Genomic DNA, 26,705 nt, shown 5'->3' with positions numbered 1-26,705 from the left:
AGTATGTTTACTTTATTGAAGAAAGTTTAAATTTCCATGAAATAGCCGATAGAAAAGGTATACTTAATAGCCTTGGAGGCTTACAAATGCCATTAAAACACGCAAAAACAAAAAAATGGACCTATATCATAGCGGTTTTGTTTACCTTACATACTGTAAGCACAATAGGATTAATGTATAATCAGAGCTATTTGATATATGGGATCGACTTAGGAATTGTTGTTCTTTTTGCAATTTTGATTTATAAGATGCTGATCGTAAAAGATAGTTATGCAATAAATTTAGAGCAAGAGATCTTAAATCACAAAGAAACTTTTGCGGAATTAGAAGCGAGTCGAGTGAAGCTTCAAAATATATTTGACAGTATCGATGTTGCGATATGGTCACACAATTTGAAGACCAATAAACTTTTGATCACATCGGGTATTGAAAAGTTATATGGTTATCCTTTGCAAGCTTTTTATGATGACTCAGAATTATGGAAAAAGGTCATTCACCCTGATGATGACGAAATCATCATAAAACGAGGCATCGCGATTCAAAACGGATTGATCACTACAAGTGAGTATCGAATTATGAAGCCGAACGGTGAGATACGCTGGATTCAAGATCGGGGAATTCCCTTTTTAGATGCCAACAAAAAATTAGTTGATTTTAACTCTATTCTTATTGATATTACAGAAAGAAAAAGAGCTGAAATTACGATTGAGCATATGGCTTATTATGATGAACTAACGGGGCTGCCTAATCGTAATGGATTTATGCAGACGATAGAAAAACAAATAAAGGAAGCGGACGTACAGAGTCGCAATCTAGCTCTGTTGTACGTGGATCTAGATCGGTTTAATGTTCTGAACGATACTCTTGGGCATAGCTTTGGTGATCTGTTGCTGCAGAAGGTAGCAGAACTTTTAAAGGTTACGGTTGGATATAACGGAACCGTGTTTAGGAGAAGTGGAGATGAATTTCTGATTTTGTTAAACTTTAAAGAAATCAGTGAGATCAAACAAAAAGCAGAACAGATCATTCAAGCTTTTACAAAACCGTTCAAGTTGAGTGGACAAGAAGTATTTACAACACCAAGCATAGGTATCAGTACATATCCAGGGAATGGTTCAGACAGTGAAACACTCTTAAAACGCGCAGATTCCGCTTTGTACCAAGCAAAGGAAAAAGGACGAAACAATTATCAATTTTTCACAGAGCAACGTGATGGCAAGATGGAAAGAAGGTTAACTCTCGAGCATGGTTTAAGAAGAGCTTTAACGAACAAAGAATTCTTTCTTGTTTATCAACCTTTAGTTCATATCGGAAATAATAAGATTCTGGGTGTCGAAGCGTTATTGCGCTGGAATAAAGAAGATGAAGGGATGATCTCTCCTGCTGAATTCATACCAATAGCTGAAGAGACGGGGATGATTCTACCAATCGGAGAATGGGTGTTAAGAGAAGCTTGTTTGCAAGGGGTACATTGGCATAAAAATGGCTTTAGTGATCTCTTAATCTCCGTAAATATATCGGTTAGACAACTATTAGAAGAAGCATTTATCGAAAGAGTTGAAAGTATTTTAGCTGAAACTGAGTTTCCTCCTACTTCATTAGAGCTGGAGATTACAGAAAGTACCACGATGCAAAACATGGAGGAAGCTCTTCCGATATTAAATTCTTTAAGGGCGAAAGGAATTCGCATATCTGTCGATGACTTTGGTACAGGTTATTCCTCGTTAACGTATTTGAGACAATTACCCGTTGATACATTAAAGATTGATAAGATGTTTATCGATGATATTTTGACAGATTCAAAAGCAGGAGCGATTGTAAAAACGATAATTGATATGGGACATAATCTCGATTTTAGTGTAATTGCAGAAGGAATCGAAAGCCGTGAGCAGATCGATTTCTTAGTAGAGCAAGGGTGTGTATTCGGCCAAGGTTATCATCTGTACAAGCCGCTTCATGCTGATGAACTCCAAAGACAGTTACATAAGAATGTTGTTATGAATTAGAAAGAAGCTTAAAACGTCGTGGATGAACGGTGTTTTGAGCTTTTTTTATTGGATTTCAGAACAAATCACAATTCTCAAATTGTACGTTCAGAACCTCCTGACCTACTTAAAATACTTCTATTACACAACCAAATGTTTTATATTCATCATTTCGTGAAACACTACATAAGTAGACAAATAGAAGGAGTGGATATGTAGTGAATGTATTAGTGATTGGAGCAAACGGTAATATTGGTAAAATGACATCTAACATACTAGCTGATCAAGAACACTCTGTAAAAGCGATGGTCAGAAAGAAAGAACAGCAAGATCATTTTCTGCATGAGAATATTACTGCCGTTCTAGGTGATTTGGAACAAGATTTTGAGCATGTTTATGAAGGGATTGAAGCTGTTATCTTCACAGCTGGTTCAGGTGGTCATACAGGACCAGAGAAAACAGATGCTGTAGATTATGAAGGAGCGGTAAAGTCCATACAATTAGCGCAAAAACATAAGGTGAAACAATTCATTCTAGTAAGTTCAGTTGGGGCAGACACTCCTGAAAAAGGACCAGAAGGACTTCAGCATTATTTAGAGGCAAAAGGAAAAGCTGATCAAGAACTGATAAACAGCTCCTTAAATTATACGATCTTACGTCCAGGTGCCCTGACAGATGATGATGGAATGGGATTGATTCAAGCCAAAGAAAAACTGAACGAGCGCGGTTCTATACCTCGAGCAGATGTAGCAAGAACACTTGCAGCCTGCCTCGGAAATGAAAAAGTTAACCACAAAGTCTTTGAATTGATTGAAGGAGAAGTACCTATTCAAACTGCTCTTGAAAATCTGTAAAAGACAAAACTAGTCAAAACCTAACAAAGGATAAGCATCTCCAGAGGCCGAAGAAATACCAAAACACTTGGCCGAAAGGGGATGCTTTTTTATGATTCAAGTGAAAATCTTTGATGAAGATCATGAAGAAGATTTAGAGATCGCTATAAATGAGTTTCTGAGTACTGTTCCTCCTGAAAATATTGTGGATATTAACTATCAAATAGCCGTATGTGATAATGTGCACTCAGAGGACGATACGATGTTTTCTTTTTCAGCCATGATTATCTATAAAAAGATAGAATCACCTAAATAAGGAAGAGTGGCAACCGCTAAATGGGTTGCCACTCTTCCTATTTTTTAGGGCTCAAGCTTACCCCATTGCATGGTAAGCCGCGTTAGTGCCTGCAATGTTTCCTGTAACAAAGGCAACAGTAATATTATAACCGCCTGTGTATCCGTGCAGATCTAAGATTTCACCACAGAAGAATAAACCTTCTTGCTTCTTAGATGCCATCGTTTGAGGTGCGATCTCTTTAACTGATACGCCGCCTCCTGTAACGAAAGCTTTTTCAATAGATAAGGTGCCATTAACAGAAAAAGTGAAACTCTTCATTTGTGCAACAAGCTGACGAAGGGCTTGTTTGGATACTTGATCCGCGATGGAGTCACCATCAATCTCAGCGCGTTCGATTAAAAAGTGAAGAAACTTTTCTGGAAGTAGTCCTTTAATTACATTTTTAAAGGCTTTTTTAGGATCAGCATCTATCTTTTTCTGTAGAGAAGTAAGCAGGGTCTCTTCATTTTCTTCAGGAAACGAATCGATTCTCATCTCGATAGATGGTACATCGAACTTTTTCAAGGCTTTGACTACATATTGACTGCACCGTAATGCTGCAGGTCCTGATACTCCAAAATGAGTAAAGATCATATCCATTTGATGGGCTTTAATCAACTTTCCTTTTGGATTCCATACTGAGAGTGCAACATTTCTTAACGAGATACCTTGTAAGGTCTTTTGTTTGATGAATGATTCAAATGAAGTGATGGGAACCTCTGTTGGATAGAGCTCTGTAATCGTGTGCCCCGCCTTTTTTGCCCATGCATAACCATCTCCTGTGGAACCCGTATGCGGAACTGATTTACCGCCTACAGCGATTACGATTGATTTAGTATGGATCACTTCTCCACTATGCAGAATGATCTCGTGGATATCATCACCATAATGAATCGTTTTTACAGGAGTGTTGGTTCGAATCGTAACTCCAAGCTGCTTTATTTTTTGCAGAAGAGCAGCAACCACATCAGTCGCCTTATTTGTAACAGGGAACATACGCCCATGGTCTTCTTCTTTCAATTGAATGCCTAGTCCTTCGAAGAATTGAATGATGTCTTCGTTGTTAAAAACGGAAAAGGCGCTGTATAAAAAACGGCCGTTACCTGGAATGTGTTTGATAATTTCTTCAACAGGCAGTCGGTTTGTGACGTTACAACGCCCGCCTCCAGAAATAGCAAGTTTACGACCTAGTTTTTCTCCTTTATCGATCAATAGTACGCGTGCACCATTCGTGGCAGCCCCTACACTAGCCATGAGGCCAGAAGGTCCACCGCCGATCACTATACAATCATAAATCATACGATCCCAACTTTCTAAATACGTTCAATAAAAATCATTTCATACAATAGCATAGCTTAATCAAAAAGACTATATGTTTTCATAATCCTTACTTTTTTGCAAAAAGTTAAAGTAGGTTACTTCCGCTTTTAATGTGATACAATATCAATAATGTTTTTTAGGATGATTAGTAGGAGCTGAAAATAGTTGTCTCGATTACTTCGTGGAACATTGATCTTATCCGCTGCGACCTTTTTCTCGAAATTTATCGGATTGATCTTTGTAATTCCATTTACAAATCTAGTAGAAGAACAAGGTATGGCTCTATACGGCTATGCTTATATTCCATATACCATATTACTTAGTATTTCCACAATGGGAGTTCCGCTTGCTGTTTCTAAATTTGTTTCTAAATATAATGCATTAGGAGATTATGCAGCAGGAAGAAAACTGTTGAAATCCGGTCTTCTAGTCATGACGCTGACAGGAACTCTAGCTTTTGTCATACTGTATATGTTAGCGCCTATACTTGCTCATCAGATCATTGATGAAAAAGGTGGACAAGGCAACACGATTGAAGATATTACATTAGTTATTCGAATGGTAAGTACCGCTCTAATCGTAGTACCTTCTATGAGTTTGATTCGTGGATACTTCCAAGGCTTTCAATCTATGGGGCCGACAGCTGTGTCGCAAGTCGTTGAACAAATCGTTCGAATCGTGTTTATTCTTGTTGGAAGTTTCGTCGTAATCAACCTAATGAACGGGGAGATTACTACAGCTGTAGCGCTTTCTACATTTGCAGCTACACTAGGTGCAATCGCAGGCTTAGCCGTTCTTATCTGGTATTGGATAAAAAGAAAACCCCATCTGGACAAGATGTATAGAGAAAGTAAACCTGTTGCTGATATATCGTTAAGAGATATTTATAAAGAAACAATTAAATACGCAATACCGTTTGTAGCTGTTGGTCTAGCTATTCCGCTCTATCAGATGGTCGATCAGTTTACGATCGTTAACACGCTGAAAAAGATGGATTATACGTTAAAAGAAGCAGAATCTGTATTCGCCATCATCACACAGATCGCGCATAAGCTTGTTATGATCCCGGTATCATTAGCAACTGCTCTTGCACTAACCTTGATACCTGTGATAACGAAGTCTTTCACTCAAAACGATGATGAAATTCTTCATAAACAGATCACCCAAACGTTTCAGATGGTGCTGTTCTTAACGGCACCAGCAGCGATCGGGCTAACGGTTCTTGCATACCCTGCATATGGCGCACTCTTTGGGTTATCATCTATGGAAACGGGTGGCTATTATCTTCAATGGTACGCGCCGACCGGGTTATGGTTTGCGATGTTTACCGTTACGGCAGCAATACTACAAGGGCTTAATCAGCAACGTTATGCGTTTATCAGTTTATCAGCTGGTTTCCTAGCAAAACTGATTTTGAACAAGCCATTGTTATTGCTGTTCGGTGGGACTGGCTCTGTCATTGCCACAAACATCGGATATACACTTTCGATCTTGTTTAATCTGTATATCATTAAAAAATACAGCGGCTTCTCTTTTAAATGGGTATATCGAAGAACGGTTCTGATCACGTTATTTTGCGCAGCGATGGCAGTTACCGTCATGATTGTATCGGCACTTTTAGGTGAGACAGAGACAAGACTTGATACGATCATTAAATTAACGATCGGTATTCTTACTGGTGGAGCGGTGTATGTGTTCTTAAGTCACCGATCAGGACTATTAAATATCATATTAGGAGATCGCATTCCTTTCTTGAAACGCAGAAAATAAGCATAAGAAAAAAGAAGGCTGATTATTGGCCTTCTTTTTCTGCGATAGTCTTTATTTACTCTGATGATTCTGTTCATCGTACCATTTAAGCTGATTACCGATACTGTAGCCTTCGAGCGGGACTTCAAATTGAAAACCTGCTCTTTCAAGCGCGGGCTGTAAAAATTCTCGGTATACCCAACCGCCATGAATATAAATCTTACATTGAGAAGGCTTGATGATTTGTTCCAGGTCTTGAATAACGTGATGGGCCCATTCCCGTTTTTCAGATGTCTTAAAATTTTTGATAGAAACATTATACGGTTCAATGTATTGGTCTTTCGTTAATAGTCCTTCTTTTGCACTAAAAAAGTAAAAATCATCATAATGATTTTGTGCGTATTGAACAGACTTAACGAATAAGGGACTTATGTATAAATCTATAGCTGCAGAAGGGGTAGACGCTTTTTTTCGTGCAGTTGCTAGAAGACCTATTTTCCTTTTCATTCCAATTCCTCCTATAGTACTAAATTACCCTGTTTCTTCAAAAATCAATCAATTTTTTACAATAATATAGGAAAAAAAGATCATTCAATCAGGAGGTTTCTTATGAGAATAGATAAATGGCTATCAAATACAGGCTATGGAAGCAGAAAAGAAGTAAAACAGTTACTAAAATCAGGTGCAGTTACGTTAAACGGTGAGGTGGTAAAGGATGCAAAAACTCAAGCGAACCCTGATCATGACAACGTGATGGTTCATGGAGAAGAAGCTGTTTATAAAGAGTTTATCTATCTGATGATGAACAAGCCCCAAGGAGTAATTTCAGCGACAGAAGACTCTAGGCATGAGACGGTGATTGATCTTCTTTATATGGAAGATCAGAATTTCGAGCCTTTCCCTGTTGGAAGATTAGACATTGATACAGAAGGATTATTGATCTTAACCAATGATGGTCAGTTGTCACACTCTTTGTTATCACCAAAAAAACATGTTCCTAAGACGTATTACGCCAAAATAAATGGATCAATTCCAGAAGGTGCGTTTGAAGATTTTAAAGAGGGGGTTATCTTAGATGATGGGTATAAAACAAAGCCTGCCTTTTTAAGAACCCTGACTAATGATGACAAAGAATCAGAGATAGAGTTAACCATCACTGAAGGGAAGTTTCATCAAGTGAAAAGAATGTTCGAGGCAATCGGCAGACAGGTCATTTTCTTGAAGCGAATTCAGATGGGGCAACTCAAGCTTGATGAAACGCTTGAGTTAGGAATGTATAGAGAGCTTGCAGACGAAGAACTTTCCTTACTTTCTTTAAAAGAGGATGTTTTTGAATAATTTATAAGGGGTATCTTCCAATAAAAAGGAGATGTATACCAATGAAATTATCTGTAGAAAAGTTAATGGATGCTAAAGCCCAAAATCATACGATTTCAACGGAAGAAACAGAGCATAAGATCAACGACATTCTATTTAATATGTACGACCATCGCTTATGCTATTTTACGTACACCGTTGACAACGGAATCAATCAGCGTGAAGAGGTTCCCTCAGATAAACATATGGAAACAGTAGTTGCTGCCACTTCAGGCATCGGTACACAGCATACTCCGTTTACAGGAAGCTCTAACCTTGCTGCTAATCAGAACTATGGAAAAGAAACCTTTTTTATCCCTTGGCATCAAGTGAAAGAATTTGATGAAGATAAACTAGTGTTCTCCGGAAATGAATTACAAAGAGATGAACCAAAAGAGTGTTATTCTTATATGGCTATAAAAGATTGGACTGTCATTGATCAAGATGGTGAAAAAATTGGGAAGATAAAAGATTTGATCATTGATACAGATCGTCAGCAAGTTATTGGTTTTTCACTTGCAGAAGGATTTTGGAAAAACTTATTCGGTCAGGATGATAAGTATATGCCTGTTTCAGGAACGCCGAATTGGGAAAGCCGTGAATGGAACATTGAAAGAACTCCTGATCTGCTCTTAAAAGACAACAAGGATGAACTTTAATATTAACAAAAAAAGTCCCTGCTAAGAAATTAGCGGGGATTATTTAATGCAATATGCTTATCCGAAAAATTTATTATATCTTTTTAAGATACTTTTACTTTTTTTCCTGTTGTTTCCCACATACCTCGGGCAGGACTTGTTACTAAATTGTTATAAGAGAGGACGTTAAGATCTCTCTGGATGGTACGTTGCGTAGTTCCAAATTCTTCAACTAGTTCTCGTGTTGTTACAGTACCTTTCTTGCGAATAAACAAATACAGGGCTTTCACACGATTCAACATTCTGTCAGTTGAAGGACTCAAAAAACCACTCCTTGTTATTTAGATAGTTGTTAACACACTATATGATACCAGTCTAAAGTTAATGAAATATGAACGTTGTATTACATTCTTTTTAATTCTTAAGACCCATCCTTTTTATAAAAAAAAGCGAAGAATCCGTATTGGTTCTTCGCTGCTTCAGCCATTAGATGTAGTAATAACGTTCAAAAAGATGTCTGTGCGGCTAGGCAGCAAAACCTCATAACGAACATATGATCCTAAATATAAAGATATAGAGGAAAATTGTTAGTTAACCAACACTACACCTCCCATTTGGCACCATTATACACTAAAATATTTATTTGTCAATATCCCATAATTCCTGAGAAAGCAAAACGCTCTAACCATTTTAATGGGAATAAGGTACAATAATAGGGTTATTAAAATTATTATGTTAGGAGCGATGAGGTGTATATTTTACAAAAACTGATGAATAGGCTATTCGTTGTGAATAAGCTTGGAATTTTTTCATTTACCTTTTTTATCGTTATTTTTTCGTCAGTCGTTATGCATCTTCTAGAGCCAAAAACATTCCCTCACTGGTTTGACGCCTTGTGGTATGTAATGACAACTGTTACAACGGTCGGTTATGGTGATTACTATCCGGTATCCACAGCAGGAAGAATTTACGCGATCTTCATCTTTTTAATCGGCATCGGTATTGCTGGTCTGGCTATTGGGAAACTGGTAGAAGCATTAGGAGCTCATCGTAAACGAAAGGAGGAAGGAAGATTGACTTTTCAAGGTAAAAATCATTTCGTTATTATCGGATGGTCTGAGAAAGCAAAATATGCTGTTAGTGAAATCATTGAAACTCATCCAAACCTAGAAGTAGTTCTTATTGATAACCTGCCTGTTACACCGATTACACATCAGAGTGTGCATTACATTCAAGGTGACCCATCAATAGAAGGGACTCTCGTACAAGCAAATTTAAAGGAAGCCAAATCTGTACTTGTGTTTTCAGATGATTCGATTCATGATTCAGCACTCGCTGATGGTAAAACACTATTGATCGTAACTTCTGTAGAACGTTTAACTCCTCACATACATAGTACGGTAGAGATCAAAAAAGAGGAACATATTAAAAACTTTAGGCATGCTAAAGTAGATGAGTTTGTTTTAAGTCATGAAACAGTTTCTCGTATGGCTGTACGGTCCGCCTTTTCTAAAGGTATTACGGAGATCTACACACAGCTTCTTTCTCATAAAGAAGGAGAGAACTTATTTGAGGTGCGAAAACGATCGGAATGGGTAACATACAAAGACGCTTTTGACAGTTTGTTGAAACAAGGTGCTACACTAATTGCGGACGGCAACGATCTATCGATAAACAAGAAGTTGGACCAACCAATTCGTGATGATGCACGTCTCTATATCATCTGCAGCAAAGATGTATACGAATCAATCATCTGAAAGTGATCGAAAAGACAATCGTCAGAACAATTTATTTAGAAAGGATGTAAGTGTGATGGATCAGGTCAATTGGAAAGAACAAGTTGAATTGAGAAAAAAACAGCTTATGGAGGATACAAAAGGGCTATTGCGCATTCCTAGTCTGCTCGATGAAGAAAATGTCAAAGAAGGAGCACCTTTTGGGCCAGAAATAGAAAAAGCTTTATCTTATATGTTAGACCTCGGAAAAGAAAGTGGAATGATTGTTAAGAATGTGGACGGATATGCTGGTCACATCGAGATTGGAAACGGAGAAGACATCGTAGGTGTTCTATGTCATGTTGACGTAGTACCTCCTGGTGATGGCTGGTCTGTAGAACCTTTTGGAGCAGAAGTGAAAGACGGAAAAATCTTCGCACGAGGTGCGATTGATGATAAAGGACCAACGATGGCAGCTTTTTATGGGATAAAAATCATTCAGGAACTCAAGCTTCCACTATCGAAAAAAGTCCGCATGATCATTGGTTGTGATGAAGAAAGCAACTGGCGATGTGTGAGACATTACTTTACGAAAGAAGAGATGCCAGCGATCGGTTTTGCACCCGATGCTGATTTTCCAATCATCTCTGCAGAAAAAGGAATCTTTGATGTGGAGTTTCGTCTAGATAACAATCAAAAGGAAGAAACAAGTGACCTTCATTTACTTTCTTTTACATCGGGTCAGCGTTTAAATATGGTTCCAGACTATGCAGAGGCTAAGATTCAAGCAAGCAACTTAGAAGAAATTCAACAATCGTTCGAAGCGTTTGGTGAGAAATCTGTAATAGAATACCAAGCTCAAATAGAAGGTGATGCTTTAATCCTGAAAGTTAAAGGGAAATCTGCACATGGAAGTACACCAGACATGGGTAAGAATGCTGGGCTTATGCTTGGTGAATTCTTAAACACTCTTTCTTTCACTGGAAACGCTAAGTCATTTCTTCGCTTGTTGGACGAACTTACTGGCGAATTTACAGGTAATAAGCTAGATATTGCTGCAGAAGATGAGGCGAGCGGTAATCTAACGGTCAATGCTGGAATCCTTTCATATGATCAAGTAGAAGGCGGAAAAGTAGGGTTAAATATACGCTATCCGGTTACACATGATAGCAAGAAGATCGAAAATACTTTATCAACAAGAGCGAAGACAGATGATTGGTCGATGAGAATTATTGAAAACAATCCACCTAACTATGTAGAAGAAAGTCACCCACTGATTCAAACCCTTCAAAAGGTTTATGAAGATCAAACGGGGAAAAAGGGTGAATTGATGGCTATTGGCGGTGGTACTTATGCACGGTCATTGGAGACAGGAGTTGCTTTTGGCGCGTTGTTCCCTGGACGAGAAGATGTGGCTCATCAAAAGGATGAACACATGTTTGTAGAGGATTTACTTCTCGCTTCTGCCATATACGCTCAAGCCATTTACGAACTAGCTAAATAGCATGTAAGAGAGGGTACATCATGAATAATTCTTTCGATAAAACCTCTATCAGTCTAAAAGGCTTTTATCTTTTAAGTTTTTTTGGTCTAGGGAGTTTATTTCCGTTATTAGGTGTTTATTTTAAAGATTCAGTAGGTCTCAGTGGGACAGAAATAGGCACATTAATGTCTATCAGTCCAGTCGTGATGATATTTGCTCAGCCTCTATGGGGTGTGGTTACAGATTATTCAAGGCGTCCAAGATCCGTGTTAGTTCTATCATTGCTTTTAACAGCTGGGTTAGGATATAGCATCTATCTTTTCGAGTCCTATTTTTGGTTGATCGGGATACTTATCGCGTTTTCTTTTATGCAGAGTGCGTTAGTTCCTGTTTCAGACAGCATTCTTTTAAATTACGTACAAAAAGAGAACAAACAATATGGAAACTACAGACTTTTTGGGGCGATCGGATTTGCAGTAGCTGTATATATAGCAGGAAAGCTTTCAGATTCCATTGGAATTCAAGTGATTTTCTATATGTTTACCACTATTCTTCTTCTTTGTATTTTATTTGTTTTCAAGATGCCGAAAGATAACCAATCGCTCCGTACAGATCTAAGGAAGGGGATTGGGCAGCTAGTCAGGATGCCTTCCTACCTCGTTTTTCTCGCTGCTACGTTCTTGGTGTTTGGTCCTATTTTTGCTAATAACTTTTACTTTGGATTTTATATTCAAGAAACAGGCGGAACTCTAGCAGGTGTGGGACTTGCTTTCTTGATCGCAGCTGGAAGTGAAGCTCCATTTATGAAGTTTGCTGGACTCACCATAAAAAGATGGGGAATGATGCATATTATGGTCTTTGCAGCGACAGTTTCTGCTGTTCGTTGGACCTTTTATTTTTTTGAACCCTCTTACCAAATCGTATTATTGACAACCATCGTACAAGGATTTTCAGTTGGGTTGTTCATCCCAGCAGCCATGGAATATGTGCGAGCTTATACACCAGTAGAAGTGAGAGCAACCGCAGTTTCTCTATACACAGCTGTAGGGAATGGCTTAGGCTCTTGGTTTTGTACGTTTGTAGGCGGTGTGATCTTTGATAAATACAGCATCTTTTATACGTACTTATTTTTTGGTGCTTTATCGTTCATAGGGCTGGTAATGGTGTTAATCCTCACAAAGATGGAAGTGCAAGGTCGCATACTGATTCAAAGATCTCTATAAAAGATTAGCAACCCTCATGGCAACAATGTACAAAAGAAGCATCCCAATTCTGTTTGGGATGCTTTTGTCATTTATTCAAATTGAAACAGATCACTCGATAAATAACGTTCGCCTGAATCACACGTCATACAGATTACGACTTCACCTTTTTTGCGTTTTTCTGCAATTTTTAAAGCGGCATATACAGCTGCTCCTGATGATGGACCGACCAAGATCCCTTCTTCTGAAGCAAGACGTCTTGTGATCGTATACGCGTCTTCATCATTAACTTGAACAATCTCATCATAGACCTCTTGATTTAAGATTGGTGGGATGAAACCAGGACTTGTTCCTACTAATTTATGTTTCCCGGGCTTTCCTCCCGAAAGAACAGGAGACCCTTTTGGTTCTACAACATGAACAGTTAAATTCGGAAAAAATGTTTTAAGCTGTTCACCCGTACCTGTTATCGTTCCTCCTGTACCAGCCGGTGCGATAAAAGCAGTAAAGGGCTTGTTTAACTCTTCGATGGCTTCTTTAATCTCAATCGCTGTGCTTCCTCTGTGTGCATCAGGGTTTGAAGGGTTCTCAAATTGCATAGGCATATAGCTGTTTGGAATTTCCTCTGCAAGCTCTCTGGCTTTTTTAATCGCTCCAGGCATCTTTTCATCACCAGGAGTTAGCACCACTTTTGCTCCATATGCTTTTAAAAGATTAATTCTTTCTTCTGTCATCGTATCAGGCATCACAATAATGGAAGAATAACCTCTAGCGGCCGCATTCATAGCGAGTCCGATCCCTGTATTTCCTGAAGTAGGTTCTATAATGGTAGAGCCTTCTTTTAAGAGACCTTTCTGTTCTGCATCAACGATCATATTATAGGCAGCGCGGTCTTTAAGGCTTCGACTAGGGTTGTAATACTCTAGCTTCACATATACATCTGCTCCCTCTTGATGAGGAAGGCGGTTTAACTTTACGATAGGTGTATCACCGATTAATTCCGCGATATTTGTAACAACTCTCATAAACTGCACTCCTTTTTCTTGCTGATTTGATTATAACAAATAAGTCACGCGGGAAAAAAGCAGATGAATCCATGTATTCTTTGATAAAATAAATGAAGGTGTGTGAGAAGTATGCAAAGACATTATTTTATGGCACTAAAGCTTCCTGATGAGACCAAAACAAAGCTTGCGAATATATGCAATCTTATAAGGAATGAACATCATTTTAAAACATGGGTACATCCTGATGACTTTCATATCACTTTAGCTTTTCTAGGTGCTGCTTCGTTAGAACAGCTTCAAAAACTGCAAGAATTACTTAACGAAAAAATGAGTATAACAGAGGGTGGTTTTTCACTACAAATAAACCAATTTGGCTTTTTCGGAAACGAACAACATCCAAGGATCTTTTGGGCAGGTGTTGAAGAAGAACACTGTTTATATACTCTGCAAAAACAAGTGGCTTATGTATGTGAAGAGGTAGGTTTTCAACTTGATAAAAGACCTTATGCCCCGCATATAACGCTTGCACGGAAACATATAGAGTCAGACTGTAATTCCCTGAATTCTCAGCAGTGGTGGAGACGATTTGGTGAAAACATTCGATTCCAAGCTGATGAAGTGGTTATCTATGAAACACATATAGAGAAACAGCCCAAATACCATGTTTTACACTCTTATTCGGTATAGAGTGATGAAAAGAAAGGAGTTCGAATGGCGCAGCTTGTAAAATTACTTGATTATGTATCAAGGTACGAAAATAATTTGCATCATTATCAATCGTTATTTATGCGGATTAAAGAAAATCGCTGGAGGGCATTTCAACAACAATATGGAACAGAAAATCGTAAGAAATCTCATCAAGAATTTCGGGAAAAATTATTTCATCATCAGATGAACTGGGCCACTTCGACTGTAAAAGAGATTTCAAACTGGGATAATAAATACCTTCATGATGAAACACTAAAGTTACTCATTCAAGGAATTCCTGATAATTACTTTTTGTTCTATGAACCTGTCTTTCAAGTGAAGAATACAGGAGTGGAACTAAATATTATTTTGGTAGGACCCACAGAGGTTTGGCTGATCGTTTGGATGAATGGAGAAGGAATTTGGCAAGAAGCTGAAAATAAACGTTTCTGGAAAAATGTTCGAGATGAGCAGAAAGAAACCGTCTTGAGTCCATTTATTCGACTCGAACGCATGCAATCATTCGTTCGAGAAGCTTGGGAACCTTATCAAAAACAGCTGTCATTAAAAGCGTGTATTGTTGCACCGGATGCCTTTGTTGATTTTACGAGTGATTGGAGAAGAGTGAGCTATGTAGATAAACGCAATTTTAATGAATGGCATGCACTTCTTCAACAAAATCCGGCACCGATTAAAGGACTGCAATTAAAATTTGTGTCTGATCTCTTAAAATTAGGTGTAACGAATTCTCTATACAGAAAAGATCCTTTATCCAGTGAGTCTGAGTTTCATTTTGAAGGTATTTGAGAGATTTTGTCGAATTACTTTTAAAAACATAAATCGAGGACGCACTGAATGAAAAAATATTTCTTTATCATTAACGCAAACAACCCAAAAGCGATTCAATCATTTAATCAATTAAAAAATGTAATGGACAAGGAAGAGATAACTTATCGAACGTTTTATACAGAGTATAGCGGTCATGCCACAGAAATTGCGAAGAAGATTACATACATAAACAAAGCTGATATTAAAGCTGTTATTGCAGTAGGTGGTGACGGTACGGTCCATGAAGTTTTAAATGGTATGAAAGAGAATCCTAGCATTCCTTTAGGGTTTATATCTGGAGGATCTGGTAATGATATCGTTCGAGTATTAACGAAAGATGTTAAAGGGGTAAAAAAAAAACTTCTATATCTTAAACGCAATCGAACGGTCAAGACTGACTCCGGAAGTATTCAGCTTTTAGGAAGAAGCAATAAGATCCAGTCTTTTATAAGTGCCGTTGGTATTGGTTTGGATGGAGAAGTCGCAAAGTTTACAAATGAAGCGACATACAAAAAGTATTTACATAAGCTGAAATTAGGTTCTCTTGCCTATGTTTTTACATTGTTTAAGGTTTTAAAATTTTATGTACCAGATTCCATGGAAATCAGAATCGATGGACATGAACATCAGTTTAGCAATGTCTGGCTTGTAGCTGTTGGTAACATGCCCTATTATGGAGGGGGTATGAAAATTTGTCCTTCCGCAAAGTGTAATGATGGAGTTTTAGATGTTTGTATTGTGCATGATCTATCTCTATTCAAACTTTTATTGCTCTTTGTTTCTGTATTTTGGGGTGGTCATGTTAACGTACAAGGAGTTTCTCAGTTTAAAGGAAAAGAGATTGAAGTGATAACACGTAAATCAGTAGCCATTCATGCCGATGGTGAGTACAAAGGAACCACTCCGGTTCGTATTGAAGTTCAACCAGGTACGGTTTCAGTTAAAATATAATTTTTAAAACGAGTGGGGAATAAAAATGAAATGGACAGATTTTTTTAATATTACTCTATTTGCCTTCCTTTGGGTTATGTTGATCGAAAAGAAGTCAGGTTTGAAGAAATGGATTTTAGATGTAACCAATGACCAGCTTATTCTTGGGATTGTTGTACCTGTCATCGTTTATGCGGCAATCGTTATTGTAGGGAGAATCATGAAGAATAAGTATTTAAATGCGGAGTGAAGATAAAAAACTTCTGTTAGTTATCTTCGCCAAATGCGTGAGGCCGCCTAAAGTAATCCTATCTTACTTTTAGGATAGGCCTCTTTTTCATAGATAGGAATAACAAATTCATTTTAAGTTCAATATGATGTAATAGCGATAAAAAGGGGTGAGGTCAATGAAAGTTGATCATATTTCAATGTCGGCATATATCGATGATTTTTCTATGATAACCATTGTAGTCTGTAACCCTTTTTCAATCATCCCGTCACTTTCATTGGTAGATGATAAGAAGGTATTGCAGCCATTAACCATCGATAAACAAGAACATTATCATAATCAAGTGATCTACAAATGCAGAACGAGAACGCCCATTGATTTAAAAAACCGATATTGGGTCACATATAACGATACAAAGATCCCTTTAATGATCGGTAGCATTGTACGGACCGAAAAGTTCGATAGCCTCTATTATGATGACAGTAGTCTTGGAGCGAATTACACACCAGAGAGTACGACATTTAAAGTTTGGTCTCCCGTTGCCTTTGCAATGATACTTAAGTATAAAACCAAACATTCTAATACCTTTGTTGAACAAAACATGTCACGGTCTGAAAGAGGAGTGTGGCAAGCTACGTTAGACGGAAATCACCATCTTACAGAATATATGTTTGTCGTAAACGTAAATCATGAATGGATAGAAACAACAGATCCTTATTCGAGGTCGATTACTGCAAACGGAGTTCATTCGGTTGTCATCCATCTACCTGAGACAGATCCTGACGGATGGAATCGATCAGAAAAAAAGATAAACCTTCGTTCAAAAACAGACAGTATCATCTATGAAGTTCATATTCGGGATTTAACGATTCATTCTGATAGTGGTGTCTTAAATAAAGGAAAGTATTTAGGATTAACAGAACAAGGGACAAAAACATCCAATGGATTTCATACGGGATTGGAGTATATAAAAAGTCTTGGTGTTACTCATGTTCAGTTGTTGCCAGTAGCAGACTTTGGAAGTGTTGATGAAACAAGGCCAGATTCAGCGTACAACTGGGGATATGATCCGGTTCATTTCTTCTCTCCTGAAGGATCGTATGCTACAAATCCTTATGACCCGATCTGTCGAATAAAAGAGCTAAAAACTTTGATTCAGACTCTTCAACATAATGGGCTCTCGATCATTTTAGATGTGGTTTACAACCACGTCTATAAACGTGAAGAATCATCACTTGAAAAGCTCGTTCCTGGCTATTATTTTCGTTATGACGATGGCGGAAACCCGGTTAATGGAACGGGTGTAGGAAATGATACAGCATCTGAAAGGAAAATGATGCGCAAGTTCATCTTAGATGCGCTAACTTTTTGGATGAGTGAATATAAAGTGGATGGATTTCGATTCGATCTGATGGGGATTCATGATGTTGAAACGATGAAGCAGGCTGCAGAAAAGTTAAAATCTTTGAATCCTGGCGTGTTTTTACTTGGAGAAGGCTGGGATTTAAATACGAATTTAGAACCTGAAAGAAAAGCTTCTCTGTCATCTGCTAAGAAGATGCCATCCTATTCATTTTTTAATGATGCGTTTCGTGACCATGTTAAAGGAAGTATCTTTCCTAAGGGTCAAAGCGGGTTTATTAATGGTAATAATGATGAACGAATCAAACATCAGATGAGTCATGTGATGAAGGGTTATGCAGGTCAGCATGATAAATTTATTAAAGCTGAACAAAGCATTAATTATACAGAATGTCACGATAATCACACATTGTTCGATCTTTTGTACATTCGGCACCCCTTCGAAGATGAAGTAATGAGAAGGAAGAGACAACAGCTTGCTTTAGCGATTACGATCTTTGCACAAGGCGTTCCATTTATCCATGCGGGGCAAGAATGTTTTCGAACGAAAAAAGGTGAAGAGAACAGCTATAATCTTCCCGACACGATCAATGCGTTCGATTGGAACCTTGTTGAGTTCTTTCATAAAGAAGTTGATTATTTTAAACATCTGATAGGTATAAGGAAATCACAGCCTATTTTTCGTGATAACTCTGTTGAGCTTTTGGAATGGAATGTACCAGATGGATGTTTAGGATTTAAGTACCACCTTCCTATCACCGATATAAAAGATGGTGCTTCTTATTGGAGCAAAGCTTTATTGCTTTTCAACCAAACGACTAAACCGATAATCATCCCTTTAGAACAGCATAGATGGATGATAGCGATTGAAGATGAAAGATACGATAATGTAGTATTAAATGAGGATTCGTATAGATTAGAACCGTTATCTTTTTCTTTGCTTTATTCTGTTTAGAATTGTAAAGAATCAAGAATCAAGTGCTTTTCTTGATTTTTTGTGTTAAAATAATGACTTCGCAGTAATTTAATTCGATACGGAAAAGCTTTAATTTTTTGAACGAACAACTAATAAAAAACGGATTTCTTAACTAGACAAGAAGGTGAACATTTTGGAACAGATTTTGGGAGAAGATTGGCAGGTTTCCCCTGCTGGCGGAGCAACGGGAGAAGCATATATAGCTGAATATGGGAACCAAAAACTGTTTTTAAAGCGTAATTCCTCTCCGTTTTTAGCTGTTCTTTCTGCAGAAGGAATTGTTCCTAAACTTTTATGGACAAAAAGATTAGGTAATGGAGATGTTATAACAGCTCAGCAATGGCTAAACGGCCGTGAATTAAAAGCAGCAGATATGAAAAGTGAGAATGTAGCTGAACTTTTGGCGAAAATTCACCGATCTCAAGAACTGCTTGGCATGATGAACCGATTAGAGAAAAAAAGGTTAACACCAGTTGACCTATTAAATGATATACAATTGCAGATGCGTAAAGAAAAAGATTATCTAGAAATCATCAATGATTCCTTTGCTTATTTAATGGAGACTGCATCTGAAGTGGAAGTCGATAATTTGGTTGTATGCCACTGTGATGTTAATCATAACAATTGGCTGCTAAGCGATTCTGATGAATTATATTTAATCGATTGGGATGGAGCGATGATTGCTGATCCTGCATTAGATCTTGGAATGCTTCTCTATAGCTATATCCCTTATGAAAAATGGGAAGAATGGCTCGAGATTTATGGGGAAACCCTTGATGATGATTTAGAAAGAAGAATGCATTGGTATGTTTTGGCACAAACGATAAGCTCTTTTTTCTGGTATAAAGAAAAAGGACAGTCTAAAGAGACTGCCCATTTTGCAGAAAGTATTAAGAAACTTGCTGGTTCGATCTAACACTGACAATATATAAGACCATCTGACACTATTTCCTAGGGAATAGTGTCTTAATATGGATGATGTGTTTGAATCGTGTTGATCCATGATTCTAAGTGAGGACGATGATTGGTAATATGCTCTTCTAAATGCTGGTGTGAAAAGCCTGTATGACTATATTCGTTAATGTTGGACAAGATGTTTCGTACTTCTTCATGAACTGCGCCGTTCTCCAATAAATGTGCAGCAAGACGTTCTAATTGAGCACATTCGGATGGTGAACCAGCACAATCGGTATAATGGTCTTGAAGAAGATCTCTTATGATATGCAATTGATCATTGTGATTTAAGGGCATTTTTCCTGCACATCCTTTCATTGCATAGCTTATGGATTATGCTAAAAAATATCCTTCGTTTAAAACTATTATGAGGTAAATGAAATCGTATATAAAAGTGTGAAAAGTGGGGAGAAAATATGCGTCAAAGATTTAAGCCTTGGGCAAAAGAAAAATTAATCGACCATCCTGAATACGTTTCAGTAGAGCCTGAAAAAATGAAAGGGAAGTGGCATTCTTTTTTTGGGAATGACAATCCGATTCATATTGAAGTTGGAACAGGTAAAGGACAGTTTGTTAATGGTATGGCTAAACAAAATCCTTCTATAAATTATTTAGGGATGGAGCTTTATGACAGTATCATCATTACTGCATTGGATCGTATTCTAGAAGACGAAAAACCAAACGTAAAACTTATTAGAGCAGATGCATCACACTTGCTGGATTACTTTGAGCCGGGAGAAATTGAGCGTGTTTACCTCAACTTTTCAGATCCTTGGCCAAAATCCAAACATGCTAAAAGAAGATTAACGCATGAAAGTTTTCTGAAACGATACGAAACGGTATTAAAAAAGCCGGGTGAAATACATTTTAAGACGGATAATCAAGGGTTGTTCGAGTATTCACTTCATAGCATGTCAACTTATGGCATGTTCTTTAACGAAGTAAGTCTTGATCTTCATAAGAGTGATATGGAAGATAACGTTATGACAGAATATGAAGAGAAATTCTCTGAAAAAGGATATCGAATTTATCGAATGGAAGCACAATTCCGTTCATAAAGATCCAAGCATATGCTTGGGTCTTTTCTTTTCATCCGATCTGTGTTTCTTGTGATACACTTGTACAGAGATCCAAATAGAAAGGAGACTAAAAATATGGATCAGTGGAAGATTGGTAAAAAGACATTGACATGGTTGGATGGCGGGGTCACACATATGGACGGCGGTGCTATGTTTGGAGTCGTTCCTAAAGCTCTATGGGAAAGGAAATATCCTGTTAACGAGAAGAATCAAATAGAACTTAGAACTGAACCCATCCTTGTTCAAGGTTTTGAAGGAAAGAACATACTCATTGAGTCTGGAATCGGTTATGGGAAATTAACAGAAAAACAAAAAAGAAATTATGGCGTTACAGAAGAGTCGCTTATTGAAAAAAGTTTAGAAAAAGAGGGATTAACAACAGCTGATATTGATATTATTCTTATGACACATATGCATTTTGATCATGCCTCAGGGCTATCCAGATGGGAAGATGATAGGTTAGTACCTGTTTTTGAAAACGCTGTTATTTATACTTCTGAAACAGAGTGGAATGAGCTTAAGAATCCAAATATCAGGTCTCAGAATACATATTGGAAAGAAAATTGGGAACCTATTCAGCATCAAGTAAGGACGTTTAAAGAAGAGATAGATGTTCTAGAAGGGATAAGAATGGTTCATACGGGCGGGCATAGTGATGGTCATTCCCTAATTGAGCTAACGATAGAGAATGGTGAAAAGCTCTATCACATTGGTGACATCATGCCAACTCATGCACATCATAACCCACTATGGGTGCTGGCTTATGATGATTATCCCATGACTTCCATCTTTCAAAAACAGAAATGGATAAAGCCTGACACATGGTATTTCTTTTATCATGATTGTATTTGTCGTGCTGTTAAGTGGGATGCAAAAGGTGACATGACAGAAAGAATTCCACGTTCCCCGAAAATGTAAAAAAACCGTCACATATTTTCCATTTTCAAGTGAATGTCGAAATCGACAGGATATGTTAAAATATGAGAGGCATGTATTGATGAACTTTATTTATATCTTAAAGGGTAAAAAATGAGAGGGGATTTGAAAATGAAAAAACAGTTAGTTGCCATTTTTACCGTTTTAGCACTGTTTTTATCCATGGGTACTTTCGTATCTGCTGAACAAGCTACAGATGAAATGAAGAAGACGATTGAAAAGGGAATTGAAAGTAAGCACAAAGATTTAAAAAAAGGTTCTTTAACATTAACAGACATTGAAACATACCCAAATCAAGACTCAGAACTAGATGCATCAGAAGTAACAGTTGCCATTGCTAACTATGATACGGTTAGAGATAATATTTTTTACTTCGATCACACAGAAGTTGTGTTCTATGATGCTGACAAAAACGAACTTTTGGCTGAAGCAGCAGTAGCTAAAGCAAACTCTCAAATTAAAGATTATAAAAAAGCACACGAATCAGATCTTGGAACTCATATGGATTGGATCGTTGTAACAGGACTATTATTTCTTCTAATCATCGTTCCTTTATTGATTTTAGGTGTTTGGGAAAAGCGTCAGTATCTTACTACGAAATTCAAGATCGATAACAATCTTTATGATCAAACAAAATTATATCGTTAATCTCCATAAGAAAGCCCTCAGGAAATTTTCCTAAGGGCTTTTTTTACTTTGTGTTTGTTTTTGGATTTGAAGGGGCATTTTGTTCATCACAACCATTTAACTTTTGACCTCGAGGTCTAGCCACTGCAACTAGACAGGTGAGACATTTAAAAGTGAAACGTACGAATGTGGCTCACCGCCTGCACCGTGGAAAGCGAGCAGCCTGGAATGGAAATCAACATTTCCGAAAGCAATAAAGTTTAAGAAAACAGCCTTTATTTTTGAATGAGCTCTAACAGACTTCCAGTTGAAGCATCAATTAAGAATTCGTAATGCGAGGCTTCCCTTCCAGGTGATGAGTTTGAAAAGCCACCCTTATATACAGAGTATGGAAGGCCGTGCACGTTCTTTTCTTCTGAGTTAACCATGATCCAGGCTCCAGAGATTGTGTAATGATCTCTTGCTTTTTCCTTAAATTGTTTTAAAGCTTTTTCTGGTGTGATGGTTTCTGTTTGCTTCTTTGTAACAACATAACCGATTGCAGCACCTGTGAGGCCTGCTAGAATCAGGTTTCTCCAATTCATTACTATTCCCACCTTGTGTAAGTTCATTTTTAAAAATCATATTGGTTCTTCTTTATCAGTATAACAAAGAAAAGCCTTCTTTTTCTTGGGCTTTTTTGATAAGATACACTTGATAAAGATGGAGGGTTCGAAATTCCCACCCCTCTTAAAACAAAACTAGGGAGCGTGAAGAATGAACATTTACACTCTCTGCGTTTTTAGCAGAGTTTTTTTGTTTTCGTGCTCCATTCGAAAGGATGAACTGGAATGACTTATAAAATTCCAACAGATGTTCAAATACTTGGTCGCGACATTAAGAGCGAACAATTAAAGTACCATAATAAGCGGGTTGCAGTATGCAAAGAGTTTACGTTTGATGCGGCTCATCATCTGCATTGCTATGATGGAAAATGTAAAAATCTCCACGGTCACACATACAAACTAGTGATCACAATGAGCGGATTTGTGAATTCGATCGGTATTGCCGTAGATTTTGGAGAGATAAAAGAAATCTTTAAATCAGCAATCGACAGTAAACTAGATCACCGATATTTAAATGAAGTTCTTCCGCCGATGAATACGACTGCAGAAAATATGGTGGTTTGGATTTGGGAGCAAATTGATCTTGAACTAAACGAAAGAGGTCTAAGTGAACAAGGTCACAGGTTAGAAGAGTTAAAGCTGTATGAGACACCTACTAGCTATGCTGTCATGAAAAGAGAATGGATGGTGGAAAAGGATGATGTTTAATCTGCCGTCTAAAGACGTTTGGAAACATTGGAAAGTTCCTATGGTCGAGATTTTTGAGACGGTAGAAGGTGAAGGATTACAAGCTGGGTATCCTACGGTATTTGTACGTGTTTTTCATTGTAATCTCCGTTGTACATGGTGTGATACGACATACAGTTATGCACCAGCTAAGCCTGAGTTTGAAGCAACGATTGAAGAGATCGTGAATACGATTAATACGTTTCGTTCACAACGAATCTGTTTTACAGGTGGAGAGCCTTTGATCCACCGAGAAAAATCAGCTGCCTTGCTTCTAGCTATGGCTGACTTGGATCATATTGTGGATATCCACATTGAAACGAACGGAGCTATCGATCTACAGCCATTTGAGCAATTGCGCAACTCTCACCATGATTTACAAAAAAAGATGAGATTCGTGATGGATTACAAGCTCCCAGCATCTGGTGAGATGGAACGGATGCACATGGAGAATTTCAAAGAGCTTCAGCACCAAGATGAGATCAAATTTGTTGTGGGGTCAGAGAACGATTTTGAGATAACGAAACAAGTAGTCTCTGAACATTACAGAAATGGTCAGATCTGTGTAAGTCCGGTATGGGAAAGTATGCCTCCGAGACGTCTTGTTGAACTTTTGTTGGAGAATCCACTACCAAATGCAAAGCTCAGTCTTCAGCTTCATAAAGTGATCTGGCATCCAGAAGAAAGAGGGGTCTAACCATGAACAAAAAAGCGGTTATTGTTTTAAGCGGAGGACTTGATAGCACAACTTGTATGGGGATCGCAAAGGCGGAAGGATATGACTTATATCCGATCACTTTTCACTATGGACAACGCCATAATCGAGAAGTTGAACAAGCGATTGAAGTAGGTAAATTTTATGATGTAGCAGATCATCGAATTGTAGATCTCACCTTCTTAAAAGATATAGGAGGAAGTGCCCTTACTGATGAAAAGGTAGATGTTCCGACTGAGGCAGAAGAAGGAATCCCTGTAACGTATGTGCCTGCTAGAAATATGATTTTCTTATCACTCGCAAGCGCTTATGCTGAAGTTATCGGAGCTACTGCCGTTTATACCGGCGTTTCAGCGGTTGATTTTAGCGGCTATCCAGATTGTCGTCCTGAATTCATTCAGAGCATGGAAGAGACGATTAACCTAGCAACAAAAGCGGGTGTGACAGGGAAAAATATTTCAGTAGAGACACCATTGATCTCTTTATCTAAAAAGGAAACGATTGAAAAAGGTCTTTCTCTTGAAGTGCCATATGATCTAACAACTTCTTGCTACAATGGGAAAGAGGCAGCTTGCGGTCAATGTGACAGCTGTGTTTTACGATTAAAAGGTTTTAAAGAAGCAGGAGCAGTCGATCCGATCACTTACGAAATCTAGAACGTTCATAAGTATAGAAAACCCCTTCTTATTAGGTGTACAATAAAAATGTACATGTGACTAATTAGAAGGGGTTGTTTTTATATGAATAATGAAACACTCGACTTGTTTAAAACATTGACTGAATTGCCAGGGGCGCCAGGCTTTGAAAGAGATGTTCGTATGTTTGTCCGAAAAGAGATCGAACCTGTATCAGATGAAATTATTCAAGATGGTCTTGGTAGCATCTTTGGTGTCAAAAAAGGGAATGGTCCAAAGATTATGGTAGCAGGGCACATGGATGAAGTTGGTTTCATGGTTACGAAGGTTACGAAGAACGGTATGCTTAAATTTCAAGAGTTAGGTGGTTGGTGGAGCCAAGTTCTCTTAGCTCAACGTGTAAATATTTATACGGATAAAGGTGATGTTATAACAGGTATTATCGGCTCGACTCCACCTCATCTTCTTTCCGACGATCAGCGTAACAGACCGATGGGTATTAAGAATATGTACATAGATATTGGTGCAGATAATGATGAAGAAGTTCATAACCTAGGCGTAAGACCCGGGCAGCAAATCGTTCCGATCTGTCCGTTCACACCGATGGCCAATCCGAAGAAGATTATGGCTAAAGCATGGGATAATCGTTATGGTGTGGGATTAGCGATTGAACTATTAAAAGAATTAAAGGATGAAACGTTGCCTAACGAATTGTATAGTGGTGCTACGGTTCAAGAAGAAGTAGGACTTAGAGGATCCAAAACAGCAGCTAACTTAATTCAACCTGATCTATTTTTCGCTTTAGATGCAAGTCCAGCAAATGACATGATGGGGGATAAAAGTGAGTTCGGACAGCTTGGAAAAGGTGCGTTGTTAAGGATTCTAGACAGAACGATGGTCACTCACCGTGGAATGAAGGAATATATTCTAGATACAGCTGAAACGCATAGGATTCCCTACCAGTATTTTATTTCACAAGGTGGAACGGATGCTGGCAGTGTACATATTTCAGGGAACGGTGTACCTTCTGCGGTGATCGGAATCTGTTCACGTTATATTCACACGCATGCTTCAATGATACATGTTGACGATTATGCGGCTGCTAAAGAATTGCTTATAAAACTTGTGAAAACAGCAGATGAATCTACATTAAGAACGATCTTAGAAAATAGCTGAGGGTGAACGCACGATGAAAATTGGAATTGGATCATCTAATCCTGCAAAGATTAAAGCAGCTCATCCTTTTATTACGCATTTTGAGGATGCTGAACTCGTATCTTACGCATCTGATTCACTGGTTGCGGCTCAGCCTTTTTCTGATGAGGAAACCAAGATCGGTGCTATCAATCGTGCGAGAGATTGTGTGAAGCAAGGAGCGGACATCGGCATTGGTTTTGAAGGTGGTGTTATGGAGATGGAAGATGGCATGTATTTATGTAACTGGGGAGCGGTGGCTGACCAACATGGGAACGTCTATTCAGCTGCGGGAGCTCGCATTCTACTTCCATTGGTAATCGTAGCAGGTCTGAAGCAGGGCAAAGAACTTGGAACATTGATGGGGGACTTAACAAAAGACCCAGAGATCAGAAAAAAGGATGGAGCGATAGGCGTCTTTACCAGTGGCATGCTGTCTAGGAGTGAGATGTTTTTGCATATTTCCACGATCCTTTTAGGGCAATATATATACAGTTTAAACAAATAAAAGTTTAAAAACGCGATGCTATTGCAGAGTATATTTTTCAATCGAAGGTTGTTAGTAAGGTTTGTATACCTTACCTAACAGCCTTTTTG

At 38.1% G+C, this 26,705-nt stretch carries 29 protein-coding genes; 23 read left to right on the top strand and 6 right to left on the bottom strand.

Annotated features, from left to right (window positions below):
- Nucleotides 1-86: 86 nt before the first annotated feature.
- From IHV10_RS16125 to IHV10_RS16115, 3 genes are all read left to right on the top strand, one after another.
- Complete coding sequence (locus IHV10_RS16125; protein WP_197131764.1) at nt 87-2,006, top strand: putative bifunctional diguanylate cyclase/phosphodiesterase; 1,920 nt, start codon at nt 87-89, stop codon at nt 2,004-2,006.
- Between the two features lie 197 nt (nt 2,007-2,203).
- Nucleotides 2,204-2,839, top strand: coding sequence for an SDR family oxidoreductase (locus tag IHV10_RS16120; RefSeq protein ID WP_197131761.1), 636 nt, complete (start codon nt 2,204-2,206; stop codon nt 2,837-2,839).
- Nucleotides 2,840-2,930: 91 nt separating this feature from the next.
- Entirely contained in the window at nt 2,931-3,134 is a 204-nt protein-coding gene (locus IHV10_RS16115; RefSeq protein ID WP_197131758.1) for a sporulation protein Cse60, read from the top strand.
- A gap of 57 nt (nt 3,135-3,191) precedes the next feature.
- Here IHV10_RS16115 and IHV10_RS16110 read toward each other — a convergent pair whose 3' ends face one another.
- Nucleotides 3,192-4,454: an NAD(P)/FAD-dependent oxidoreductase gene (locus tag IHV10_RS16110; protein ID WP_197131754.1), complete on the bottom strand. Its 1,263-nt coding sequence runs from the start codon at nt 4,452-4,454 to the stop codon at nt 3,192-3,194.
- A 186-nt stretch (nt 4,455-4,640) separates the two neighbouring features.
- Here IHV10_RS16110 and IHV10_RS16105 point away from each other — a divergent pair, with 186 nt between their 5' ends.
- The gene (locus IHV10_RS16105; RefSeq protein WP_197131753.1) at nt 4,641-6,245 is read left to right on the top strand and encodes a putative polysaccharide biosynthesis protein; all 1,605 of its coding nucleotides are present in this window, start codon (nt 4,641-4,643) and stop codon (nt 6,243-6,245) included.
- A 51-nt stretch (nt 6,246-6,296) separates the two neighbouring features.
- Here the strand turns inward: IHV10_RS16105 and IHV10_RS16100 are convergent, their stop codons facing one another.
- Nucleotides 6,297-6,731: a DUF6884 domain-containing protein gene (locus IHV10_RS16100; RefSeq protein WP_197131752.1), complete on the bottom strand. Its 435-nt coding sequence runs from the start codon at nt 6,729-6,731 to the stop codon at nt 6,297-6,299.
- A 102-nt stretch (nt 6,732-6,833) separates the two neighbouring features.
- Between IHV10_RS16100 and IHV10_RS16095 the strand changes: the two genes are divergently transcribed.
- Both IHV10_RS16095 and IHV10_RS16090 read left to right on the top strand, forming a co-directional pair.
- Nucleotides 6,834-7,562 (top strand): pseudouridine synthase, encoded by a 729-nt coding sequence (locus IHV10_RS16095; protein WP_197131751.1) that lies wholly within the window; start codon nt 6,834-6,836, stop codon nt 7,560-7,562.
- A gap of 41 nt (nt 7,563-7,603) precedes the next feature.
- On the top strand, nt 7,604-8,239 hold the full coding sequence (locus IHV10_RS16090; RefSeq protein ID WP_197131749.1) for a PRC-barrel domain-containing protein: 636 nt from the start codon (nt 7,604-7,606) through the stop codon (nt 8,237-8,239).
- 83 nt (nt 8,240-8,322) lie between these two features.
- Here IHV10_RS16090 and IHV10_RS16085 read toward each other — a convergent pair whose 3' ends face one another.
- A complete protein-coding gene (locus tag IHV10_RS16085) occupies nt 8,323-8,541 on the bottom strand; it encodes a DeoR family transcriptional regulator (RefSeq protein WP_066243921.1) in 219 nt (72 codons plus the stop codon).
- A gap of 426 nt (nt 8,542-8,967) precedes the next feature.
- On the opposite strand from IHV10_RS16085, the gene IHV10_RS16080 reads away from it, so the two are divergent.
- From IHV10_RS16080 to IHV10_RS16070, 3 genes are read left to right on the top strand one after another with little or no spacing between them, the layout of a single operon-like run.
- Nucleotides 8,968-9,975: an ion channel gene (locus IHV10_RS16080; protein ID WP_197131747.1), complete on the top strand. Its 1,008-nt coding sequence runs from the start codon at nt 8,968-8,970 to the stop codon at nt 9,973-9,975.
- Between the two features lie 55 nt (nt 9,976-10,030).
- Nucleotides 10,031-11,437 (top strand): dipeptidase PepV, encoded by a 1,407-nt coding sequence (pepV, locus tag IHV10_RS16075; RefSeq protein WP_197132168.1) that lies wholly within the window; start codon nt 10,031-10,033, stop codon nt 11,435-11,437.
- A 20-nt stretch (nt 11,438-11,457) separates the two neighbouring features.
- On the top strand, nt 11,458-12,639 hold the full coding sequence (locus IHV10_RS16070) for an MFS transporter (RefSeq protein WP_197131745.1): 1,182 nt from the start codon (nt 11,458-11,460) through the stop codon (nt 12,637-12,639).
- 71 nt (nt 12,640-12,710) lie between these two features.
- Here IHV10_RS16070 and cysK read toward each other — a convergent pair whose 3' ends face one another.
- Nucleotides 12,711-13,643 (bottom strand): cysteine synthase A, encoded by a 933-nt coding sequence (gene cysK / locus IHV10_RS16065; RefSeq protein ID WP_197131743.1) that lies wholly within the window; start codon nt 13,641-13,643, stop codon nt 12,711-12,713.
- A gap of 111 nt (nt 13,644-13,754) precedes the next feature.
- Between cysK and thpR the strand changes: the two genes are divergently transcribed.
- From thpR to IHV10_RS16035, 6 genes are all read left to right on the top strand, one after another.
- Nucleotides 13,755-14,312 carry an RNA 2',3'-cyclic phosphodiesterase gene (thpR, locus tag IHV10_RS16060; protein ID WP_197131741.1) on the top strand — a complete coding sequence of 186 codons (558 nt, stop codon included), beginning with the start codon at nt 13,755-13,757 and terminating at the stop codon, nt 14,310-14,312.
- Between the two features lie 24 nt (nt 14,313-14,336).
- Nucleotides 14,337-15,119, top strand: coding sequence for a hypothetical protein (locus IHV10_RS16055; RefSeq protein WP_197131738.1), 783 nt, complete (start codon nt 14,337-14,339; stop codon nt 15,117-15,119).
- Nucleotides 15,120-15,167: 48 nt separating this feature from the next.
- Nucleotides 15,168-16,091, top strand: coding sequence for a diacylglycerol/lipid kinase family protein (locus IHV10_RS16050; protein ID WP_197131735.1), 924 nt, complete (start codon nt 15,168-15,170; stop codon nt 16,089-16,091).
- A 25-nt stretch (nt 16,092-16,116) separates the two neighbouring features.
- Nucleotides 16,117-16,320 carry a hypothetical protein gene (locus tag IHV10_RS16045; protein ID WP_197131732.1) on the top strand — a complete coding sequence of 68 codons (204 nt, stop codon included), beginning with the start codon at nt 16,117-16,119 and terminating at the stop codon, nt 16,318-16,320.
- Between the two features lie 157 nt (nt 16,321-16,477).
- Nucleotides 16,478-18,616 (top strand): type I pullulanase, encoded by a 2,139-nt coding sequence (gene pulA, locus IHV10_RS16040; protein ID WP_197131730.1) that lies wholly within the window; start codon nt 16,478-16,480, stop codon nt 18,614-18,616.
- A gap of 154 nt (nt 18,617-18,770) precedes the next feature.
- Complete coding sequence (locus IHV10_RS16035; RefSeq protein WP_197131728.1) at nt 18,771-19,553, top strand: phosphotransferase family protein; 783 nt, start codon at nt 18,771-18,773, stop codon at nt 19,551-19,553.
- 50 nt (nt 19,554-19,603) lie between these two features.
- On the opposite strand, the gene IHV10_RS16030 is transcribed toward IHV10_RS16035, so the two are convergent.
- Entirely contained in the window at nt 19,604-19,888 is a 285-nt protein-coding gene (locus IHV10_RS16030) for a YtzH-like family protein (protein WP_186320458.1), read from the bottom strand.
- 119 nt (nt 19,889-20,007) lie between these two features.
- Here IHV10_RS16030 and trmB point away from each other — a divergent pair, with 119 nt between their 5' ends.
- The 3 genes from trmB to IHV10_RS16015 all read left to right on the top strand — a co-directional run bounded on the left by trmB (nt 20,008) and on the right by IHV10_RS16015 (nt 22,254).
- A complete protein-coding gene (gene trmB / locus IHV10_RS16025; RefSeq protein WP_197131726.1) occupies nt 20,008-20,649 on the top strand; it encodes a tRNA (guanosine(46)-N7)-methyltransferase TrmB in 642 nt (213 codons plus the stop codon).
- A gap of 96 nt (nt 20,650-20,745) precedes the next feature.
- On the top strand, nt 20,746-21,588 hold the full coding sequence (locus IHV10_RS16020; protein ID WP_197131724.1) for a YtnP family quorum-quenching lactonase: 843 nt from the start codon (nt 20,746-20,748) through the stop codon (nt 21,586-21,588).
- Nucleotides 21,589-21,717: 129 nt separating this feature from the next.
- The gene (locus IHV10_RS16015; RefSeq protein WP_197131722.1) at nt 21,718-22,254 is read left to right on the top strand and encodes a hypothetical protein; all 537 of its coding nucleotides are present in this window, start codon (nt 21,718-21,720) and stop codon (nt 22,252-22,254) included.
- A gap of 254 nt (nt 22,255-22,508) precedes the next feature.
- Here the strand turns inward: IHV10_RS16015 and IHV10_RS16010 are convergent, their stop codons facing one another.
- A complete protein-coding gene (locus tag IHV10_RS16010; protein ID WP_197131720.1) occupies nt 22,509-22,817 on the bottom strand; it encodes a PepSY domain-containing protein in 309 nt (102 codons plus the stop codon).
- Between the two features lie 246 nt (nt 22,818-23,063).
- Here IHV10_RS16010 and queD point away from each other — a divergent pair, with 246 nt between their 5' ends.
- The 5 genes from queD to IHV10_RS15985 all read left to right on the top strand — a co-directional run bounded on the left by queD (nt 23,064) and on the right by IHV10_RS15985 (nt 26,616).
- A complete protein-coding gene (queD, locus tag IHV10_RS16005; RefSeq protein ID WP_197131718.1) occupies nt 23,064-23,546 on the top strand; it encodes a 6-carboxytetrahydropterin synthase QueD in 483 nt (160 codons plus the stop codon).
- A complete protein-coding gene (locus IHV10_RS16000; RefSeq protein ID WP_197131715.1) occupies nt 23,536-24,261 on the top strand; it encodes a 7-carboxy-7-deazaguanine synthase QueE in 726 nt (241 codons plus the stop codon). The genes queD and IHV10_RS16000 overlap by 11 nt, the downstream gene beginning before the upstream one ends.
- A gap of 2 nt (nt 24,262-24,263) precedes the next feature.
- Entirely contained in the window at nt 24,264-24,935 is a 672-nt protein-coding gene (queC, locus tag IHV10_RS15995; protein ID WP_197131713.1) for a 7-cyano-7-deazaguanine synthase QueC, read from the top strand.
- Between the two features lie 84 nt (nt 24,936-25,019).
- The gene (locus tag IHV10_RS15990) at nt 25,020-26,090 is read left to right on the top strand and encodes a M42 family metallopeptidase (protein WP_197131711.1); all 1,071 of its coding nucleotides are present in this window, start codon (nt 25,020-25,022) and stop codon (nt 26,088-26,090) included.
- A gap of 13 nt (nt 26,091-26,103) precedes the next feature.
- Nucleotides 26,104-26,616, top strand: a complete 513-nt coding sequence (locus tag IHV10_RS15985; protein ID WP_197131709.1) for a DUF84 family protein — start codon at nt 26,104-26,106, stop codon at nt 26,614-26,616.
- The last annotated feature ends 89 nt before the right edge of the window (nt 26,617-26,705 follow it).

This window comes from Fictibacillus sp. 5RED26 (assembly GCF_015903895.1).
Lineage (GTDB): Bacteria > Bacillota > Bacilli > Bacillales > Fictibacillaceae > Fictibacillus > Fictibacillus phosphorivorans.
This window is presented reverse-complemented; position numbering and strand designations above follow the sequence as displayed.

Excerpts from the sequence above, each read along its gene's own strand:
- pulA (WP_197131730.1), top strand. The coding sequence starts at position 16,478 with ATGAAAGTTGATCATATTTCAATGTCGGCATATATCGATGATTTTTCT.
- trmB (WP_197131726.1), top strand. The coding sequence starts at position 20,008 with ATGCGTCAAAGATTTAAGCCTTGGGCAAAAGAAAAATTAATCGACCAT.
- queD (WP_197131718.1), top strand. The coding sequence starts at position 23,064 with ATGACTTATAAAATTCCAACAGATGTTCAAATACTTGGTCGCGACATT.
- IHV10_RS16070 (WP_197131745.1), top strand. The coding sequence starts at position 11,458 with ATGAATAATTCTTTCGATAAAACCTCTATCAGTCTAAAAGGCTTTTAT.
- IHV10_RS16000 (WP_197131715.1), top strand. The coding sequence starts at position 23,536 with ATGATGTTTAATCTGCCGTCTAAAGACGTTTGGAAACATTGGAAAGTT.
- IHV10_RS15985 (WP_197131709.1), top strand. The coding sequence starts at position 26,104 with ATGAAAATTGGAATTGGATCATCTAATCCTGCAAAGATTAAAGCAGCT.
- IHV10_RS16110 (WP_197131754.1), bottom strand. The coding sequence starts at position 4,454 with ATGATTTATGATTGTATAGTGATCGGCGGTGGACCTTCTGGCCTCATG.
- IHV10_RS16095 (WP_197131751.1), top strand. The coding sequence starts at position 6,834 with ATGAGAATAGATAAATGGCTATCAAATACAGGCTATGGAAGCAGAAAA.
- thpR (WP_197131741.1), top strand. The coding sequence starts at position 13,755 with ATGCAAAGACATTATTTTATGGCACTAAAGCTTCCTGATGAGACCAAA.
- IHV10_RS16045 (WP_197131732.1), top strand. The coding sequence starts at position 16,117 with ATGAAATGGACAGATTTTTTTAATATTACTCTATTTGCCTTCCTTTGG.
- queC (WP_197131713.1), top strand. The coding sequence starts at position 24,264 with ATGAACAAAAAAGCGGTTATTGTTTTAAGCGGAGGACTTGATAGCACA.
- IHV10_RS16055 (WP_197131738.1), top strand. The coding sequence starts at position 14,337 with ATGGCGCAGCTTGTAAAATTACTTGATTATGTATCAAGGTACGAAAAT.
- IHV10_RS16010 (WP_197131720.1), bottom strand. The coding sequence starts at position 22,817 with ATGAATTGGAGAAACCTGATTCTAGCAGGCCTCACAGGTGCTGCAATC.
- pepV (WP_197132168.1), top strand. The coding sequence starts at position 10,031 with ATGGATCAGGTCAATTGGAAAGAACAAGTTGAATTGAGAAAAAAACAG.
- IHV10_RS16100 (WP_197131752.1), bottom strand. The coding sequence starts at position 6,731 with ATGAAAAGGAAAATAGGTCTTCTAGCAACTGCACGAAAAAAAGCGTCT.
- IHV10_RS16125 (WP_197131764.1), top strand. The coding sequence starts at position 87 with ATGCCATTAAAACACGCAAAAACAAAAAAATGGACCTATATCATAGCG.
- IHV10_RS16050 (WP_197131735.1), top strand. The coding sequence starts at position 15,168 with ATGAAAAAATATTTCTTTATCATTAACGCAAACAACCCAAAAGCGATT.
- cysK (WP_197131743.1), bottom strand. The coding sequence starts at position 13,643 with ATGAGAGTTGTTACAAATATCGCGGAATTAATCGGTGATACACCTATC.
- IHV10_RS16020 (WP_197131724.1), top strand. The coding sequence starts at position 20,746 with ATGGATCAGTGGAAGATTGGTAAAAAGACATTGACATGGTTGGATGGC.
- IHV10_RS15990 (WP_197131711.1), top strand. The coding sequence starts at position 25,020 with ATGAATAATGAAACACTCGACTTGTTTAAAACATTGACTGAATTGCCA.
- IHV10_RS16090 (WP_197131749.1), top strand. The coding sequence starts at position 7,604 with ATGAAATTATCTGTAGAAAAGTTAATGGATGCTAAAGCCCAAAATCAT.
- IHV10_RS16030 (WP_186320458.1), bottom strand. The coding sequence starts at position 19,888 with ATGCCCTTAAATCACAATGATCAATTGCATATCATAAGAGATCTTCTT.
- IHV10_RS16115 (WP_197131758.1), top strand. The coding sequence starts at position 2,931 with ATGATTCAAGTGAAAATCTTTGATGAAGATCATGAAGAAGATTTAGAG.
- IHV10_RS16015 (WP_197131722.1), top strand. The coding sequence starts at position 21,718 with ATGAAAAAACAGTTAGTTGCCATTTTTACCGTTTTAGCACTGTTTTTA.